The 16,893-nt window shown below is 36.3% G+C and carries 17 protein-coding genes; 4 read left to right on the top strand and 13 right to left on the bottom strand.

The window, feature by feature from the left end:
* Positions 1–228: 228 nt before the first annotated feature.
* From H5968_RS22370 to H5968_RS22355, 4 genes are all read right to left on the bottom strand, one after another.
* Complete coding sequence (locus H5968_RS22370) at positions 229–765, bottom strand: hypothetical protein (RefSeq protein WP_096566965.1); 537 nt, start codon at positions 763–765, stop codon at positions 229–231.
* Positions 762–878: a DUF4365 domain-containing protein gene (locus tag H5968_RS22365; RefSeq protein ID WP_255427225.1), complete on the bottom strand. Its 117-nt coding sequence runs from the start codon at positions 876–878 to the stop codon at positions 762–764. Before H5968_RS22365 ends, H5968_RS22370 begins: the two co-directional genes overlap by 4 nt.
* Positions 879–918: 40 nt before the next feature.
* Entirely contained in the window at positions 919–4,281 is a 3,363-nt protein-coding gene (locus H5968_RS22360; RefSeq protein WP_187041717.1) for a serine protease, read from the bottom strand.
* Between the two features lie 288 nt (positions 4,282–4,569).
* Positions 4,570–5,118 carry a COP23 domain-containing protein gene (locus H5968_RS22355; protein WP_187041716.1) on the bottom strand — a complete coding sequence of 183 codons (549 nt, stop codon included), beginning with the start codon at positions 5,116–5,118 and terminating at the stop codon, positions 4,570–4,572.
* A 300-nt stretch (positions 5,119–5,418) separates the two neighbouring features.
* On the opposite strand from H5968_RS22355, the gene H5968_RS22350 reads away from it, so the two are divergent.
* Positions 5,419–7,059 (top strand): serine/threonine-protein kinase, encoded by a 1,641-nt coding sequence (locus tag H5968_RS22350; protein WP_255427224.1) that lies wholly within the window; start codon positions 5,419–5,421, stop codon positions 7,057–7,059.
* Between the two features lie 469 nt (positions 7,060–7,528).
* On the opposite strand, the gene H5968_RS22345 is transcribed toward H5968_RS22350, so the two are convergent.
* The 3 genes from H5968_RS22345 to H5968_RS22335 all read right to left on the bottom strand — a co-directional run bounded on the left by H5968_RS22345 (position 7,529) and on the right by H5968_RS22335 (position 11,271).
* On the bottom strand, positions 7,529–9,097 hold the full coding sequence (locus H5968_RS22345) for a metallophosphoesterase (protein ID WP_187041715.1): 1,569 nt from the start codon (positions 9,095–9,097) through the stop codon (positions 7,529–7,531).
* Between the two features lie 162 nt (positions 9,098–9,259).
* Positions 9,260–10,498 carry a damage-control phosphatase ARMT1 family protein gene (locus tag H5968_RS22340; protein ID WP_187041714.1) on the bottom strand — a complete coding sequence of 413 codons (1,239 nt, stop codon included), beginning with the start codon at positions 10,496–10,498 and terminating at the stop codon, positions 9,260–9,262.
* A gap of 188 nt (positions 10,499–10,686) precedes the next feature.
* Positions 10,687–11,271, bottom strand: coding sequence for a Uma2 family endonuclease (locus H5968_RS22335; RefSeq protein WP_187041713.1), 585 nt, complete (start codon positions 11,269–11,271; stop codon positions 10,687–10,689).
* A gap of 273 nt (positions 11,272–11,544) precedes the next feature.
* On the opposite strand from H5968_RS22335, the gene H5968_RS22330 reads away from it, so the two are divergent.
* Entirely contained in the window at positions 11,545–12,681 is a 1,137-nt protein-coding gene (locus H5968_RS22330) for an amidohydrolase family protein (protein WP_187041712.1), read from the top strand.
* 55 nt (positions 12,682–12,736) lie between these two features.
* Entirely contained in the window at positions 12,737–12,916 is a 180-nt protein-coding gene (locus tag H5968_RS22325; RefSeq protein WP_187041711.1) for a type II toxin-antitoxin system Phd/YefM family antitoxin, read from the top strand.
* A 14-nt stretch (positions 12,917–12,930) separates the two neighbouring features.
* Here the strand turns inward: H5968_RS22325 and H5968_RS22320 are convergent, their stop codons facing one another.
* From H5968_RS22320 to H5968_RS22295, 6 genes are all read right to left on the bottom strand, one after another.
* Complete coding sequence (locus H5968_RS22320; protein ID WP_137669081.1) at positions 12,931–13,119, bottom strand: type II toxin-antitoxin system HicA family toxin; 189 nt, start codon at positions 13,117–13,119, stop codon at positions 12,931–12,933.
* Positions 13,116–13,319 carry a type II toxin-antitoxin system HicB family antitoxin gene (locus H5968_RS22315; protein ID WP_222620771.1) on the bottom strand — a complete coding sequence of 68 codons (204 nt, stop codon included), beginning with the start codon at positions 13,317–13,319 and terminating at the stop codon, positions 13,116–13,118. Before H5968_RS22315 ends, H5968_RS22320 begins: the two co-directional genes overlap by 4 nt.
* Before the next feature lie 224 nt (positions 13,320–13,543).
* On the bottom strand, positions 13,544–15,154 hold the full coding sequence (murJ, locus tag H5968_RS22310) for a murein biosynthesis integral membrane protein MurJ (RefSeq protein WP_187041710.1): 1,611 nt from the start codon (positions 15,152–15,154) through the stop codon (positions 13,544–13,546).
* A gap of 167 nt (positions 15,155–15,321) precedes the next feature.
* Positions 15,322–15,591, bottom strand: coding sequence for a PIN domain-containing protein (locus H5968_RS22305; RefSeq protein ID WP_187041709.1), 270 nt, complete (start codon positions 15,589–15,591; stop codon positions 15,322–15,324).
* Between the two features lie 21 nt (positions 15,592–15,612).
* Positions 15,613–15,930, bottom strand: a complete 318-nt coding sequence (locus H5968_RS22300; RefSeq protein WP_137669378.1) for a hypothetical protein — start codon at positions 15,928–15,930, stop codon at positions 15,613–15,615.
* Between the two features lie 175 nt (positions 15,931–16,105).
* Positions 16,106–16,612 carry a pentapeptide repeat-containing protein gene (locus H5968_RS22295; RefSeq protein ID WP_187041708.1) on the bottom strand — a complete coding sequence of 169 codons (507 nt, stop codon included), beginning with the start codon at positions 16,610–16,612 and terminating at the stop codon, positions 16,106–16,108.
* Positions 16,613–16,666: 54 nt separating this feature from the next.
* Here H5968_RS22295 and H5968_RS22290 point away from each other — a divergent pair.
* Positions 16,667–16,893 (top strand): hypothetical protein (locus tag H5968_RS22290; RefSeq protein WP_187041707.1); only part of this gene is annotated, 227 nt, incomplete at its 3' end.

Genomic DNA, 16,893 nt, shown 5'->3' with positions numbered 1-16,893 from the left:
TTTCCGTGAGGGCATAGGAGTCAGGAGTCAGGAGTCAGGAGTCAGGAGGAGATTTGAAAATTTCTTTGCCATCTCTTGAAATCCCAAAAAATGCACACTTTTTCCGGTATACCCTTCAAAACCCTTGCACTAATTTCTGTGTTTATCAGCCTCTAACCTTTAATATATCAAGGTTTTAGGTTTATTCAGCAAACCCTAATTAATTACAACGTCAACAGTCAATATTCATCAGTCAATTTGTAAATTTCTGGGATTTTTGAGAATAAAATGATTATCTTCCTTGATTAAATCACCCATACAATTAATTGATAATCGTTCTTGATAAGCCTTAATAGCTAAGATATAATCCTGATTATTGAGAACTGTTTTAATTTCTTGTAATTTCTCAAATACTGCACCTAATAATGTAATTTCTCCTCTCAGTTTATCAATTTCTGGAGTGGATATTTCCTTGACAATACCTTGAATATTAAAGTTAGGATAATTGGTGATAAATTCACTTAAAATATCAAATTGATTTCTATTTTCTACTATCTCTAGTGTTTTCAAAATATCACTAATTCTTTCAGCATAGTCTCCTAAATTCTGTTGCAGAGGTAGCAAAATTTCATATTCATTAATAGAGTCTTTTTTAAATCGCCAAATTGCTCCAGCATCGTTATAAATTCTACCTGTTTCCTGCCATCCTGTAGCTTGTAGATGTGTTTGGATAATTTCAGGTTGAACTGTTTTGAGTATTTGACTATCTTTAATGGTAACTTTCATGGCAAATCTCCCAAACTAATACGTTGAATGATGGTCTGTAGTGCATCCGGTGTAAACTGATTACTACGAGGTATTTTAATAGTAACATTTGTTGTATTTGTGGTATCAGGCATTCCGCCCTCAAATCCTGGTTATCCTGATTCAGACAAACTATTATTGTTGTAATTCTCTAATTCTATCTTGGGCTATTCTCAACCAGTATTCATTACCTCCTTGTTGTTGATATAGTTTCACAGCTTGCTGAAAATCTGCTATAGCTCCTTGCTTATCCCCTAAAGCAGATTTAACATTTCCTCTTTCATGATAAGCATAGGCATAGTTAGGATTAAACTTGATAGCTTGGGTGTAATCATCTATTGCTCCTTGCCTATCTCCTAATTCCTTACGGACAATTCCCCGGCCGTAGTAAGCATTGGCAAAGTTAGGATTAAACTTGATAGCTTGGGTGTAATCATCTATAGCACCTTGCTTATCTCCTAATTCCTTACGGACAATTCCCCGGTTGTTGTAGGCTTGGGCTAAGTTAGGATTAATCTTGATAGCTTGGTTGTAATCATCTATAGCACCTTGCTTATCTCCTAATTCACTACGGACAATTCCCCGGTTGTTGTAGGCATCGGCATCGTTAGGATTAATCTTGATAGCTAGGGTGTAATCATCTATAGCACCTTGCTTATCTCCTAATTCCTTACGGACAATTCCCCGGTTGTAGTAGGCATAGGCATGGTTAGGATTAATCTTGATAGCTTGGTTGAAATCATCTATAGCTCCTTGCTTATCTCCTAATTCAGAACGGACAACTCCCCGGCCGTAGTAAGCATCGGCATAGTTAGGATTAATCTTGATAGCTTGGTTGAAATCATCTATTGCTCCTTGCTTATCTCCTAATTCCTTACGGGCATTTCCCCGGAGAAAGTAGTCATAGACAAAGTTAGGATTAATCTTAATGGCTTGGTTGAAATCATCTATTGCTCCTTGCTTATCTCCTAATTCCTTACGGACATTTCCCCGGACGTAGTAGGCACTGGCAAGGTTAGGATTAATCTTGATAGCTAGGTTAGAATCATCTATTGCTCCTTGCGTATTTCCTAATTGCAAATGGACAATTCCCCGGAGAAAGTAGGCTTCAGCAAGGTTAGGATTAATCTTGATAGCTAGGTTAGAATCATCTATTGCTCCTTGCGTATTTCCTAATTGCAAATGGACAATTCCCCGGAGAAAGTAGGCTTCAGCAAGGTTAGGATTAATCTTGATAGCTTGGTTAGAATCATCTATTGCTCCTTGCGTATTTCCTAATTGCCAACGAGTACCTCCCCGGAGAAAGTAGGCTTCAGCAAGGTTAGGATTAATCTTGATAGCTAGGTTAGAATCATCTATTGCTCCTTGCGTATTTCCTAATTGCAAATGGACAATTCCCCGGATAAAGTAAAATACTGCACGGGGACTGAGTTCAATGGCTTTATTTATCGCCGCCTCTGCTTCTCTATATCTTTTTAAAGAGATTAAAACTGAATACTTCTGAGCATACAAATTAGGATTATTGGCCTGGAATTGAATGGCTTTATTTATGGCTGCTAAGGCTTTATCCAGTTGGTTTGATTCTCTATAAACTATACTTAAATAATTCCAAGCAGGAACAAGCTCAGGTTTAAATTTCACTGCTAGTTCTAATGCAGTTATAGCTTCTGAATTTCTTCCACTCCAATATAACGCCAAACCTTTGCCATAATAAGCCAGGTGAATAAACTCTGGTTTTTGCTTAATTGCTTCATCAAAAGCCTGTATTGCTTCTGGATGACGACGTAACCGCCACAGTTGATTTCCTCTTGCTAACCATTGACTGGCGGTAGTATTACTTTGAGACACATCTACTGATAAAATCGCTGTTTGAATAGACTTAACTTGTTGTGGATTTAGTTCTGGTGTTGGAGTGATTTCTACCTTTTGTGCTGAGGTGTTCAGTCGGGTTGCTATTCCTAAAAACGTATTCACAGGAATACCCAAACTATTACCTAATTGGATAGTTTCTTTACTATTACTATTATTATCAATAGCAGCTTCTCCCTCCGTTCTGCCATGAATACCTATTACCCGCCCTTGGGAATCTAAAACCGGTCCCCCACTCATGCCGCCAAAGGTGATACTACTATAAACTAATTCATATCCTCCTGTTAAAGAAACTGCTGCTTGGGCTGTACCCAAACTGTTACTGATAAAATCTGATTGGGTAGTTCGGAATAATCCTTCTTCTTTACTATAAATTTGTCCCAATGTGAACCGCCAAGGTGATTTTTCTCCTAACCTGGGATAACCAGCAGTGAACATATATTCATTATCTTTAGTAGGATAATCTGCTAAGGTGGCAACTTGATAATTTTCCCGACTGGTGAATTTAACTACCGCTAAATCTACCCCCTCTTCTAATTTAATGGTGCTTGGTTCTACAGGATATTGTTTACCATCTACTGTGAGGATTTTATAAGTATTTGGCTCACATTTTCCCGGTTTATCTGGTGGTTTACAAACTACATGAGCCGCAGTTAAAACGGTGTAAGTATTTCCTTGTTTAGCAATAATTACCCCTGAACCATTAGTACCGCTACTGCTATCAATTCTGACGGTAATTTGTTGAGCTTTTGCTTCTAGTTCTCCTAACCAACCTGTTAATGGTACTTCTGCTATTGTCTGTTTAATATCTGGGATAGGTAAATTATAAGCGGTGAGAACTTCTGGTTTAACTTGAGCTAAAACGGTTTTAATGGGTATTCCCCAACTCAGTTTTCTGAACTCTTGAATTTCTGGATTTGTGGGGCGTTTTCCGTTGGTATAAATATAAGCAGAATTGACTAAAGGATAGGAACTAATGCCATTAATTCCTATTAAATTTCCTGTATTACTAATAATTGGACCGCCACTCATTCCTTGTTGAATATCGCTGGTATAGCCAATTTCATAACCATCTTTTAAACTCGGTTGGGAGATGATTTGTTGTACTTCTCCTGTTGTCAATACTAATTTATCTTCAGATACAGCATATCCTGCGGCCATAACTGGTGTTTCTAAGTTAATATCAAAGGAGGCGATTCTGTCCGCAATTTCTGATGGTAAACAATATTGTTGATTAGATGTAAATTCTAATATAGTTAAATCAAATTGATCAAAGTTAGTATTAGGTAATATCTTAGCTGGATATTTTTGACCATCGGCTGTGATAATATTGATGTTATTAATTCTTCTGACAACGTGGGAATTAGTCACTACTAAATAAGAGTTACCTTTTCTAGCGAAAATTGTCCCGGAAGCGCCTCTTTCTTTGTCTCTGACTCTAACTGTAATTTGTTTAGCAATGGTTTCTAATTGTAGGTTTAAATAAATGCCGTTTTGTCGGTCTGCTGGTTGTAATTTGCACTTTTGGGATATTGGTGTAAGTTTTGTAGTTTTGATTTGGGTTTCTATTGCTGACACTGGATAGGGTAGCAGTAGTAAGCAGGAGATAATGGCGATTTGACGTTTCATAATTAGTTAAATAGTGTTTTTGTTAGTAGTGGTTTACCCCCCTTAATCCCCTTGTAAAGTGGGGAAACCGGAATCTTGTCCCCTCCCCTTAGAGGATGTTTGAAAGGTGTTTAATGTATAAATAAACCCCTCTGCAAACCTCTCCCCGCGTCGGGGAGAGGCTTTGAAACCCCCATTCCCTTGTAGGGAAGGGGGGAAGGGGGGTTAGGTTTTTGGAAATTATCGGTTTCATCTAATACTTTCCAAACAACCTCTTAGCAAGGGTGAGGGTGAGGATGGGGTGTTTTGTTATTTTGATTTAGAGATATTTCTGAGATATTCACCCAGATTCAAGTAAGTATTTTCACCGGAATTTTGCCAATTTAAGTCTGAAGTTCTACCTTCTCTGATTTCATTAAGTTCAGCTAAAACTGTAGTGGGGTTTACACCTGGTCTGACACTAAATAAAATATTGTTTTTATTGCATTGACCAGGTTTAGCTGCACAGATAACTCCCAAACCGTTCAACTTACCGGTTGTTAAATAATCTAATTGGCCTTGTTGGTGAAATTGCTGGAATTTTCTACTTACTGTTTCACAGCGTTTTGTAGGAGTCCATCCGCTATTGGGAAAAGAGTCGGATCTCCAAGCAATTATGGGTACATAAGGGTCATGTTTTTTGTTGGGAATGAAGGCCATGGTAGTGGGAACTTTTTCCGTATTACCTTTGTAAGAAATTGAACGACAAGCAAAACTAACTTCTTGCTTGGGAATCTCTTGACTCAAACCAGGGTTAACACTCAGGGTAACTGTCAATGCGGTGAATGTTAAGACACTAGTTAATGCTGGTAGTTGCATAATACTTGACCTTTGATTACTGAATTTTGGTGATTATGGCGCTACTTTCTTTTAAACTTTATAGGTGTTGGTGAGTGAAAATATGAATTTTTCTCACGCAGAGGCGCAGAGGCGCGGAGTTTGAGACATGGAATTTTCGATTTTTATGTCTCAATTCAGCAAGGCTACTTGATACACACATAACTGATTATATACTAATTTTTTGAAAATATTCAGGTGTTTACTTAGAAGTTCATTTTATGATACAATCCAATCTGATGGATCAATACTGTAACTATATCATGTATTATTTTATCTATCATGTACTATTGTACCCGACCCCACTGCCCTAGTCCTGAAAACCGTTTTCCTGACTCTCCAGATTCTCACACTAATTCGGGAATATTTTGTCAAGCTTGTGGAATGCCCCTAATATTACAGGGGAGAAAGGGACATTATCAAACTATTAAACCTCTGGGGAAAGGGGGATTTGGCGCTACTTTTCAAGCTATTGATTTAGATTCTGTGAATCAGCGTCAATGTGTGATCAAACGATTGAATATTAAAGTTGATGAGATACAAGCTAAAGTTGATGCGATTCAAGCCGCAAATAATGATCCAGAGGTTGTTAACAGAATAATTCAAGGAATCAAAGCAGCTTTTGATCGAGAAGCTCAGGTTTTAGAATTTTTAGGTGATAATAGCGGGAATATTCCTACTTTATATGATTATTTTTCCTTTACTGCTCCTGCTTTTGGTCAACAAAAAGAACTTGAGTTTAAATATTTAGTACAACAATATATCCAAGGTGAAGATCTATCTCAGGAACTCAAAAGAAAAGGTCGTTTTTCCGAAACAGAGATTTTAGATTTTTTAAAGCAAATTTTACCGATTTTACAATTTATTCATGATCAAAATTCTATCCATCGAGATATTAAACCCAGTAATATTGTTAGAGAAACAGCCACACAAAAACTATTTTTAATTGATTTTGGGGCGGTAAAACAGGTTTTCTCCGGTCAAATAAATGTACAATCAGCTATAGTTTTTCATACAAAAGTATACGCTGCTCCTGAACAAAGACCTGAAGAGGGAATAATAGGACAAATTTATCCGTCTAGTGATTTATATAGTTTGGCTGTTACTTGTCTGGAGTTACTCACAGGTACAACTCCCGTTGATTACCTTAGCAATAATTACCAAAATTGGCGACAACAAGCTAGTAGAATTATTAGCCCTTCTCTAGCTAATATTTTAGATAAAATGCTCAAGGTTAACCCTAGACATCGGTTTCAATCAGCAGCAGAAGTGATGAAGGCTATAAATGAATCTCGAATAAGTAAACCACTGACTGAACCACTGACTGAACCACCAACAATTATTCCTAAACAACTTGAAACATTAAAGCCTTTATTGATCAAATCGGTGTTTTTGATATTGCCAATAATTGTTGGTGTGATAGGTGTTAATAGTTATTTGCGACCACCAAAAGTAGTAGAAGTAGTAGAATATGCAAAATCTGGGATTAAGTTTCAATATCCTAAAGATTGGGAAGAAACGCCAGCTATAGATCAATTAACACGAATTGTTCCGAAAAATACGATTTCATCTTCTCTAACTCCAGAGTTTTTTATCACTACAGAGGAGTTATTCTCGTCGGAAACTTTGGAAGATTATACTAAGTTTTCTATCCAACGAATTGAAGAATCAGGACAAAATACGAAAATTATCAAATCTGAACCTATACAACTTGGTGAAACACAAGGTTATCAAGTAGTTTATGAAAGCAGAGATAATATTCACAAGGTAAATTTCCAAGAAATGCAAGTATGGATTGTTAATGGTCAAAAAGCCTATATTCTCACCTATCGCGCTGAAGATAAATTCTATCCAGAGTTTGTAAAAACTGTGGAAGACACTATAATTAAATCCTTTAAACTGGAAACCAACAAACTCTGGTAATTAGGATTTGCTGAATAAACCTAAAACCTTGATATATCAAAGGTTAGAGGCTGATAAACACAGAAATTAGTGCAAGGGTTTTGAAGGGTATACCGGAAAAAGTGTGCATTTTTGGGGATTTCAAGAGATGGCAAAGAAATTTTCAAATCTCCTCCTGACTCCTGACTCCTGTACGGGCGAAGCATTCGGAAAATAGCCTTTTCATAAAATTGATAATTTGTCGTCTGAATGCTTCGCCCCTACGACTCCTGACTCCTGACTCCTATGCCCTCACGGAAAGACTTTCTCAGCAACCCCTAATGACAGCAGTTTTGAGGTTGTGAGTAATATTCCCAACTTAGCAACCCAACTTAGCAACAGGATGAGTAAGCTGTTACACAGCTAAATTGTATAATCCTAACATTCTGAACTCTTGTTTAACAGGCAAGATGCCTGTTCCACTTATACAAATTAAATGCACAACAGCTTATTAAATTACAATAGGTTCTAATTGGCGATCGCACCATTTTCCCTCTACTAGCTCTGTAACTAATGGTGTAATAATAAACTTAGCCGGAAAACCGCCTTTGACATCCACCCGCAAGCAGGAATAAGGTTTTTTCCTCTCTAAACCGTAACCACTGCGTCCCACATACAGCAAAGACTCGGCGACTTTATGAGTAGAATTACTATTACCATCGGTAAAACTTTCTACTAATTCTGTTCCTTCTTGTCGTTGGCGACGGGGACGGCGACCACTGCCACCACAAACTATATAATTAATGTGTGAATCGGCATATCCTGTATCCACCGTCCGCAGATATTCCAAACAGTGCGCGTGGCCATTGAAAACCACATCCACAAGCGGTCTACCTTGATTTATATTACCTAAAGCCGCCGCAACTTGTTCCAATACCCCCCGCAACCGATGACGCACGGCTAAAGTTTGTCCTTGATGCCACTTGGTAGCTTCTGTTACATAAGGAGGATGATGGAAAAATATCACCCGTCCCCTCACTTCTGAATTTTGCCAAGATGCAATTAACCTATCTCTTAACCAGTCAAGCTGTTCAAGATCCACATCTGCACTGGTATGAATTTCTAATTGTTTTTCAATATCAAGCTTGACTTCATTAAGTTGGTCTACCTTAGCACCCAAGTCAGCCAGTAGTTCTGATTCTTCGGGATTTTCGGAGTTAAGTTTATCACACTCTGCCAAAATTTCTAACTCTTCTTGTTCCAACTTTTGACGACGCTGTAACAACTCCCGACGTATATCTCCCGCTTGGTTTTCTGGTAACGGTTCTGGAGTATTAAAAGTATTAGAATCAAGGGCAAAAAAGTCAATTCCCCCATAATTAAATGTATAATACCGATTAGGTAATCGGGTGAATTGTCCCGGTTGGTAACGCAAACAGCGTCCTGTATTACTTTTAGCAGTGTAATATTTATCTAAATGATATTCTAATTCATGGGGAGAAATAGCAGCTAAATAATCAATAAAAGCTCTTGAATAAGCATCACCTTGATTTGAACCATGCCAACCGATCTCAATATCTTTGTAACGCAACATCCGCCGCAAAGGTAAAGTCGAACCTGTGATTAACCGATACATCCAAGGCACATCATAATAGTCATGATTACCTAAAACTGGCAAAATTGGCAACTTAAAAACCATCTGGTCATAAGCAATACTTTCAGGGTTTTCACCACCTACTAAAAATTCGCGGTAAGGTTCAATAAAATTAGGCGGATAATACTCACGAGAACCCACCACATAAACAACATCACCAGTATGTAAAATAAAACGGCAATCATCACTATGATTTAACATCATTTCCGCAACTTGACGCTGAGGATGAGAACCATAATGAGACTTAGTACCGCTATCACCGATTACCATAAAAGAGAAATTTTGATTTTTCTCCCTGCCATTATCATCTAAAATCATGGTAGTTTGGTCAATTCCTCGTTGCTGAATACTGGGATGCTGCGATCGCACCCTTTGGTTCATTTTTTGGATTTTTACCGGAACTGATGGTTCAGAAATTAATTTCATAGCTTTTTGGAAATTACCCTTGCTATATATAAATAGTGTATATCAAACAATATCTAAAATCCAAGGAGGTGATGAAGTAGTGCTAATCGACATTTACGGTAAATATGAAAAAAATTCTCAGTTTGATCTGCTATGTAAAGTTCTCTTTCATGTGGAATTTCTTCAGATTCCTAAATCTACCAACTGAATAACCCCCCATTGTCCATTTGTTAACCACTGAGGATCTAATATTGCTAATTCCTCTAAAACTTCAGCTTTTAAACCTGCTGCTACTTCTGATTTTAAGGTACGTAACGCTAACATTGGTGCAGGTAAATAAGCCACTATATCTGCAAAATTTGTAGTATAATTCCAGTATAAATCTCCCAACAACCGCCGATAATTAGCATCACCTTTAACAACTATTAAATTCGACTTTGCTAACTCATCTTTCAGTGATTGGGGAATTTGCCAAAATGGTAAAGGTGAAGTCCAAAAATAATCTTCTGTTAAAATCAATTTACCTGAATCAAGATTTTTACTTAATCTTTGTACAAATGATTTAACATCAGGATGACTACCTGCTGCTAAAAAATCTTTGGTTGCATACACATCTTTAATCATTGCATCCGATACAAAAGTGGGATGGGGTTTCAAATGTAAATAAACCTGATTCGCAAAACCACTACCCAAGAGAAAATCAACTAAACATAAATCACAAATTAATTCAAAACCTGCATTATCAACTACAAAATCAATGCGGTTATTTTCCGATTTAGTTAATAGCTTACTAACTGCAAATGAATCATCTACCAAAATATTATTTAATTGAGTTTGAATATCAAAATTACTTCTGTTATCTTCAAAAGCTGACCATAAACTTAAATCAACTCTATTTCCCCATAATGCGAAATACAATAAAGCAATGAGAGAAGATTTACTAGGTTTACCTGCTTTCTTTGATTCATTTAACCATTGTTGTACTTGAGTACATAAAGAAATAATAGCATCAATAGCAGCTTCTAAACCTTGTTCTTTTTGGAGTAAAAATGGATCAACACCTTGCCATTCTCCATGTTGAAAGTAATTAGTAATATTGAGAATAAGACGATAAAAATAAGTTTCCGCAAAAAACCAAGGTACATCTACCCAAGGTTGATTTTTATAAGGTTCTAGATATTTCTCCCAGTCGTGAAAATCTGCACCTGTGTCATTTTTTAAAGGTTGTAAATATCCGTTGGGAAGTTCTGCTGCTAATTTTTCCAAGTTTTGATTTATCTCAGTGGTAAATTTATTTTCTTGAATGACACGACGGGCAATATTTGGCATTCTTTGAGTTACGGTAAACTCAGTAAAAGAACCAATTTCAGAACCTACAAGGGGTGATGGTAAGGGTAAATTGGGAAGTTGAAAATTATTCATTATAAATATATATTTTTCACGTTGTAGTCATTCTCAGAGGTTGTTTGAACAGTCATGATTGATGTATCAAAATGTATCAAATATTTTTACCCCTTCCTAACCCTCCCCTTGATAAGGGGAAATTAAGGGGGGGGGAAAATGTGATTAAAATTGAAATTTTTTCCCTGTTCCCTCCTCAGATTAATTATTTATTCATCAACACTTTTATGAAAATCAACCTGTTCATATAAATCCTGAAAATCAATTTGAAAATCTAGATTTTGCAGTGTTAAAGTATCTGATTCAGATTCCAATTCTGTAAATATCCATTTCCCATCATCTGTTTTTACATAGTGCATGACATGATATTGATATTGATTGATTAAAATATATTCTTTAAATTCAGGAATTGAGCGATAATAAAGAAACTTATCACCTTGGTCATAATTGCTAGTTGATTTAGATAAAACTTCAGCAATTAATAAAGGATTCATTACAGTAGTTGTATTTGCATTTTGATAAATAGGTTCACCTTTAATTAGCATCACATCAGGGTATGTATATTGACGATAACGGGGTATCCACAACCTGACATCACCAATATAAACATCATAATTTTGCTTTTTTAATCCGTATTTTAAAGCAGCAGCAAAATTCAGGGCAATTTTATTATGATTTGTTGTTCCTCCTGCCATTGGTATAATCTCTCCATCACGGTATTCGTTTTTATATTCTGCTTTCTCTTCCAGTTCTAGATATTCTTCTGGTGTATAGGTTCGGGTTTGTGTTTGCATAAAATATAATATTGTTAGCTTATTGTTAACTATCATTCAAGTATAACAAGATTATCCAAATATTTTCCAAATATACCAGATTTTAAGTATATTTATTTGCAAATTTTTATCAAAAATAGTTAAATATTTTAACTTCATGTTCGGAAAGATGGATATTAAATGTAAAATTAATCTGTTCCCTCCTCCCTGTTCCCTGTTCCCTCCTCTCATGTAAAAAGCTGACACAGAAACCCAGATACCTGAATACTTACATCTCAAAAATCTTAACCATCCATGAATCTCTCGGAAATTCCCCTCATTGAACAACACGCCCATAACATATTAAAATCAGAAGTAGCTGCAAATTATCCCTTTGCAGCCGCTTTTACAGAAGGTTATGATCCAGAAATAGTAAATTATCACGCTAAACATACCTTATTTTACCGCCGCAGTTTACGAGAAATTGCTACATTATTAAACTGTGAACCCGAAGAAACAGCAATTTTAGCACATCGGCAAAATTTAGGACTAGAAAATTTAACCAGAATATATTTTGAAGCTGCTAACTTAGAAGCAATATATTTAGATGATGGTTTAACCCCGGAAAATATCTTACCAATTTCTTGGCATCAACAATTTACCACGGTCAAAAGAATTTTACGCTTAGAATTATTAGCGGAAAAACTACTTTCACAAATTGACGAATTTCACACTTTTGTCAATGCTTTTATCAAAGAAATTGATCCTCCATCCCCTGACATTGTAGCGTTTAAAAGTATCGCCTGTTATCGTAGTGGTTTAGATGTTCGACCTGTTGCACCTGCGGTTGCTGCTGTGCATTTTTATGATTTTAAAAAACTACAGAAAAAAAATGATCTGCCTTTACGATTAAATGATAAACAATTAATAGATTTTATTTTACAACAATCGTTGATAGTTGCTGCTAAATATAAAATACCTGTACAATTACACACTGGTTTAGGAGATCCAGATTTAGATTTAAGATTAGCAAATCCTTTAAATTTACGATATTTGATAGAATGTCCTCAATATAAAAACGCGCCTTTAGTTTTGCTTCATGCTTCCTATCCTTACATGAGAGAAGCGGGATATTTAGCATCAATGTATCCCCAGGTTTATCTAGATTTTGGTTTAGCAGTTCCTTTTTTAAGTGTAGCCGGAATGCGAAATACAATTAGGCAACTTTTGGAATTAATCCCTACCACAAAATTAATGTATTCATCTGATGCTCATTCTATCCCCGAATTGTATTATTTAGGTGCAAAATGGGGTCGTCAATTGTTAGGAGAAGTATTAGATCAGGCAATTAAAGATACAGATATTACTGTTAAAGAAGCGGAGGAAATAGCATTGGGAATTTTACGGGAGAATGCTTTAAGTTTGTATGGACTGAGGTTAAAGGATGGATAAATTATGGACAATGTATTTATTTTGTTTATATTAAAAAAATAAGAGAGGTGTAATTATGCAATTTATTTCCGATACCGAAGCTAAACAAAAATTTGCCTCAATCCTAGATAAAGCACAACGTGAACCTGTGATCATCCGTCAGGAAAATCGTGACGTTGCTGTCGTTCTGTCTATAGAAGAATATCAACGCATCATGCGGATAAATATTCAGGAGTTTCAAAAGGCTCTTGCATAGAACATAATTTACTCTCATCGTGTAAAAGGTATACCTAAATCCTTACAAATCTTTTTCGCCAAAATATCATCTATTTCTTGGTGTCGAGGAATAGCTGATCTTCTGTTTTTCTCAGGATTCCACCACCAAGAATGGCGAGAACCTTCACGAATCAACTCACAACCGCACTCCTGTAAATGGCGTAATAAATCCCCACGCTTCATAGTGCGATCGCTTCCTCAACATAATCACTACCCGCAGCTTCTATAGCATCTTGACGGTTAAACTCTAATGCCTCTAAAAGTGTAATTCGTAAACTTTCTAATAATTCCTCTCGCGTTGCTTCCTGACAATTTACACCAGGTATTTCTTCAATCCAACCCAACCACCAATCACCGGATTGTTTAATTACTGCTGTATACAAAATCTTTCCTCCTTAGCTGTAACAGTGTTGAATATTCATCTATCATAGCAATTTATCTACCATTGCTGAAAATTAGGGCGATCTCTACACTAGAATTACTCCATTACCGGGTTAATATTACCTATCTTCTTTTCTTCTTTTTCTTCTTCCTTCGTGTTCTTCGTGTCTTCGTGGTTCATTAAATTATTATTCTTCTGATGTCAAGAAAAGATAATTAGGAAAACCTACCTCTTCAAAAACTTCTGCCGCATCTTCACCACAAAACTATTAACCTCCGGTACTTTCATCATCCCCGCAATAACCGCAAACACCCCAATTCCCACTGCACCAGAAACACATAACTCAACTATTAAAACAACTAACCCCTTATTTCCTAACACCTGCTGACAAGCAACCAAAGTCCCATAACTCGCAACACCAGCAACGAAACTACCCGCAGTTAAACCGAAAATTGGTAAACTCCATTCCCGTAAAGGTAAACCATTTAATTTCCTATTTAATAACCACAACAACATTAAAATTGAACTACAATTTACACCTACTGTAGCTAACACCAAACCAGGCGCACCAAAGGGTTTAACTAAAATAAAATCTAAAATTGCATTCAATAAAATATTAAACGTGCTAATTTTAAAAGGTGTTTGTCCATCACCTAAAGCATAAAATACCCTCACCAAAACATCACGCCCTAAATAAACAAACATCCCAATTCCATAAGCTATTAATAAGGAGGACACTAACTGGGTTGCTTCTTGTTTAAATGCTCCCCGTTGATAAACTACCTGCACTATTGGTTCAGATAAAGCTATCATCAACGCCCCTAAAGGTAGCATTGTCACCGCAGTTAATAACAGTCCTTGACGAATGCGTAATTTTAAATCTGGCCAGTTTTCTGGTTCTGCTAATTTGGCAAATATGGGTAATAAAGGCAATAAAATAATATTAGAAATAATCCCTAACGGAGTTTGTACTAATAAATTGGCATAGTTAAAACCTGCGGCTGCGCCTTTAATGGGACTGGCAAAAAATAAATCTGTCGCTACATTTATCGGCATCATTCCCGAAGAAATTGTTGCCGGTGTCATGATTTTAATTACTTCTTGAACTGCGGGAGATTTAAAATCAAATCTTAGTTTCAATGTTCCTAAACCTAACCGCCATTGCACAATTAACTGGACTATCCATTGTAAAATTGCCCCGGCTAAAGTGCCAATTGCTAAAACTATTCCCCCAATAAATGCAAATTCTGGCTGAATTATTTCCTTACCATATTGTAAAGCTAAAATACCAATACCAATAACAACGGTAACGCTAGATAATAAAGGACTAATTGATAATAACCAATATTGATTTGCTGCGTTGAGAGTACCGAAACCAATGCCAATTAAACCGGAAAATAACGCCATTGGGGACATTATTTGTAATTGACGAATGGCAATTTCTCTGGTTTTAGGTTCTAAACCATAACCTACTATATCAATTATTGGTTCTGCTAAAAAAATCTGAGCAATTGTGACTATTAATAATAACCCACCTACTAAGGTTGTGACTGTTTCTACTAAAGGCGCTGCTTCTTCTTTTTTCCGCTTGGCTAAAACGCTGATAATGGCACTATGTAAAGGACCATTGACACCACCAAGTAGTATTAATAAAAAACCGGGGATAATGTAGGCGTAACTGTAAGCAGTAGCAGCAGCACCGACACCAAAAGCAGCAGCGATCGCCTGTTGTCTAATTAAACCAAATACTTTACTAATTAAGGTTGCTGCGGCAACTATACCAGCAATACCAGCAAATGAATGAGAGGGTTTTTGATCTTGTTGTTGTTCAGTCACGAATAATACCCGGAAAATCTTGCAAAAGGCATATCTAAGAATATTTAACCGACAAATTTTAACATCTATCTGGTAACTTTTAAAGAAATGGTTTGTTACCTCATTTGTCTGATAGCGTAGCGTGACGCAAGCCATATCAGGATGTACAGGATGTGATTGTTAGATAGTTAAGTAAAAGGATTTAAAATTGGAATACCACAACTATCAAAATCACGGATATTGCGCGTAACTAAAGTAAGTTGGTGTATTTTAGCAGTAGCACCAATCATCATATCTGCTTGGGTGACAGTTTTACTTAATCTTTGTTGTCCTCTTATTTCACCACAGAGTTTAGCTATTTCATCAGTAATAGGTAATATTTGACAATTATTTTTGAGAAAATTATCGAACCAATTTTGAATTTTTGGGTTAGGTTTTGCTAATAATATTAGTATCACACAAAAATGTCATTTTTAGTATTAATCAAAGGGAGTTGGGCGATTTTGGCGAGAGGGAATTTCTAAATCATAATTTTCTTCTATACAGATTTGTTGAAGTTCTTGAAAAGCTGCTGCTAAGGTCTCGAAATTACGATGATCAAAATCTTTTTGACGTTCCAAATCTAAATCTACACCCACTAAAGGAGAAGTTTGAAATAATTCAACTAAATTTTTTGCTGTATTTTTACCTGGTTGTTTTTGAATTTGTTTGTTTAAGTAATTGACTAATTCAATTTTTTCCTCTTCGGTTAAATTATCTATTTCTTTGAATAATGTTTCTAATGTTAAATTGTTCATAGTGATTTCTCTAATTATTGTTATTTGGATTTTAACATATTGTGATAATTAGATTTTTCGGAATTAATAACAGTTTGTCTCGTCCCTAGTCTCAAACAATAAATGTAAGGAGACTCTACTTTTTCTTACACCCCTCCCTACACCCTCCTCTTCACTGTCACCTGTCACTTGTCACCTATCGACACCCCAAACTATCTCGTGTAGAAACACCAGTTACAGGGTTAACACCATCAGCCCGTTCACACAATAATGAAACCTGATAACGGTCAATCAAAGCGTCTGTAAAATCAGCACCAGTGATATCCGCATCATAAAAGCGGCTACGGGTTAAAGTGGCTGCTGTAAAAATAGCGTTCTTGAGATTAGCACCATCTAGGGTGACACGATCAACTAAAGCACCGGTTAAATTAGCATCTTGTAAATTTGCCTTTAATAAGACACCTTTAGTTAACATGGCATTAGTTAAATTTGCCCCTTGAAAATTTGCCCCACGCATTTCCGCAGCTACGAAATTGACTCCTGATAAATCCGTGTGAGAAAAGTCACGATTTTCTAAAGAAGCGTTGTTATAGTTAATGGTATTAATTTGGGCGATCGCCGGTTTAGGATTAATCATTATCCACAACCAAGCTAAAAGCAAAATCAACAGTAAACTTAATATTCTCCACAAATTTTTTTTCATAACTTTAATAATCGTTAATTGTAGTTATTTGTAGTTATGTGTAGGGGTTTAGCAATGCTAAACCCTTACCTCTTTTTCTCTCGTTCCCAGTCTCAGACTGGGAATGCCATCATAGAGGCTCTGCCTCTACTTTGTCTACTTTCATATCAGGCAGAGCCTGATAAAATTCATTCCCATACAGAGTATGGGAACGAGAAAACGAGAAAATCACCTCTTCCCCAGTCCCCAATCACCAGTCCCCAGTCCCCAGTCAAAATTCATTCCCATACTCTGTATGGGAA

This window comes from Sphaerospermopsis sp. LEGE 00249 (genome assembly GCF_014299995.1).
GTDB lineage: Bacteria > Cyanobacteriota > Cyanobacteriia > Cyanobacteriales > Nostocaceae > Sphaerospermopsis > Sphaerospermopsis kisseleviana.
Note: the sequence above shows the minus strand (reverse complement) of the source record. Positions and strands in the feature narration are given on the sequence as shown.

What these genes read in the sequence shown, in the direction of transcription:
- H5968_RS22370 (WP_096566965.1), bottom strand. Translation starts at nt 765, where the DNA reads ATGAAAGTTACCATTAAAGATAGTCAAATACTCAAAACAGTTCAACCT.
- H5968_RS22365 (WP_255427225.1), bottom strand. Translation starts at nt 878, where the DNA reads ATGCCTGATACCACAAATACAACAAATGTTACTATTAAAATACCTCGT.
- H5968_RS22360 (WP_187041717.1), bottom strand. Translation starts at nt 4,281, where the DNA reads ATGAAACGTCAAATCGCCATTATCTCCTGCTTACTACTGCTACCCTAT.
- H5968_RS22355 (WP_187041716.1), bottom strand. Translation starts at nt 5,118, where the DNA reads ATGCAACTACCAGCATTAACTAGTGTCTTAACATTCACCGCATTGACA.
- H5968_RS22350 (WP_255427224.1), top strand. Translation starts at nt 5,419, where the DNA reads ATGTACTATTGTACCCGACCCCACTGCCCTAGTCCTGAAAACCGTTTT.
- H5968_RS22345 (WP_187041715.1), bottom strand. Translation starts at nt 9,097, where the DNA reads ATGAAATTAATTTCTGAACCATCAGTTCCGGTAAAAATCCAAAAAATG.
- H5968_RS22340 (WP_187041714.1), bottom strand. Translation starts at nt 10,498, where the DNA reads ATGAATAATTTTCAACTTCCCAATTTACCCTTACCATCACCCCTTGTA.
- H5968_RS22335 (WP_187041713.1), bottom strand. Translation starts at nt 11,271, where the DNA reads ATGCAAACACAAACCCGAACCTATACACCAGAAGAATATCTAGAACTG.
- H5968_RS22330 (WP_187041712.1), top strand. Translation starts at nt 11,545, where the DNA reads ATGAATCTCTCGGAAATTCCCCTCATTGAACAACACGCCCATAACATA.
- H5968_RS22325 (WP_187041711.1), top strand. Translation starts at nt 12,737, where the DNA reads ATGCAATTTATTTCCGATACCGAAGCTAAACAAAAATTTGCCTCAATC.
- H5968_RS22320 (WP_137669081.1), bottom strand. Translation starts at nt 13,119, where the DNA reads ATGAAGCGTGGGGATTTATTACGCCATTTACAGGAGTGCGGTTGTGAG.
- H5968_RS22300 (WP_137669378.1), bottom strand. Translation starts at nt 15,930, where the DNA reads ATGAACAATTTAACATTAGAAACATTATTCAAAGAAATAGATAATTTA.
- H5968_RS22295 (WP_187041708.1), bottom strand. Translation starts at nt 16,612, where the DNA reads ATGAAAAAAAATTTGTGGAGAATATTAAGTTTACTGTTGATTTTGCTT.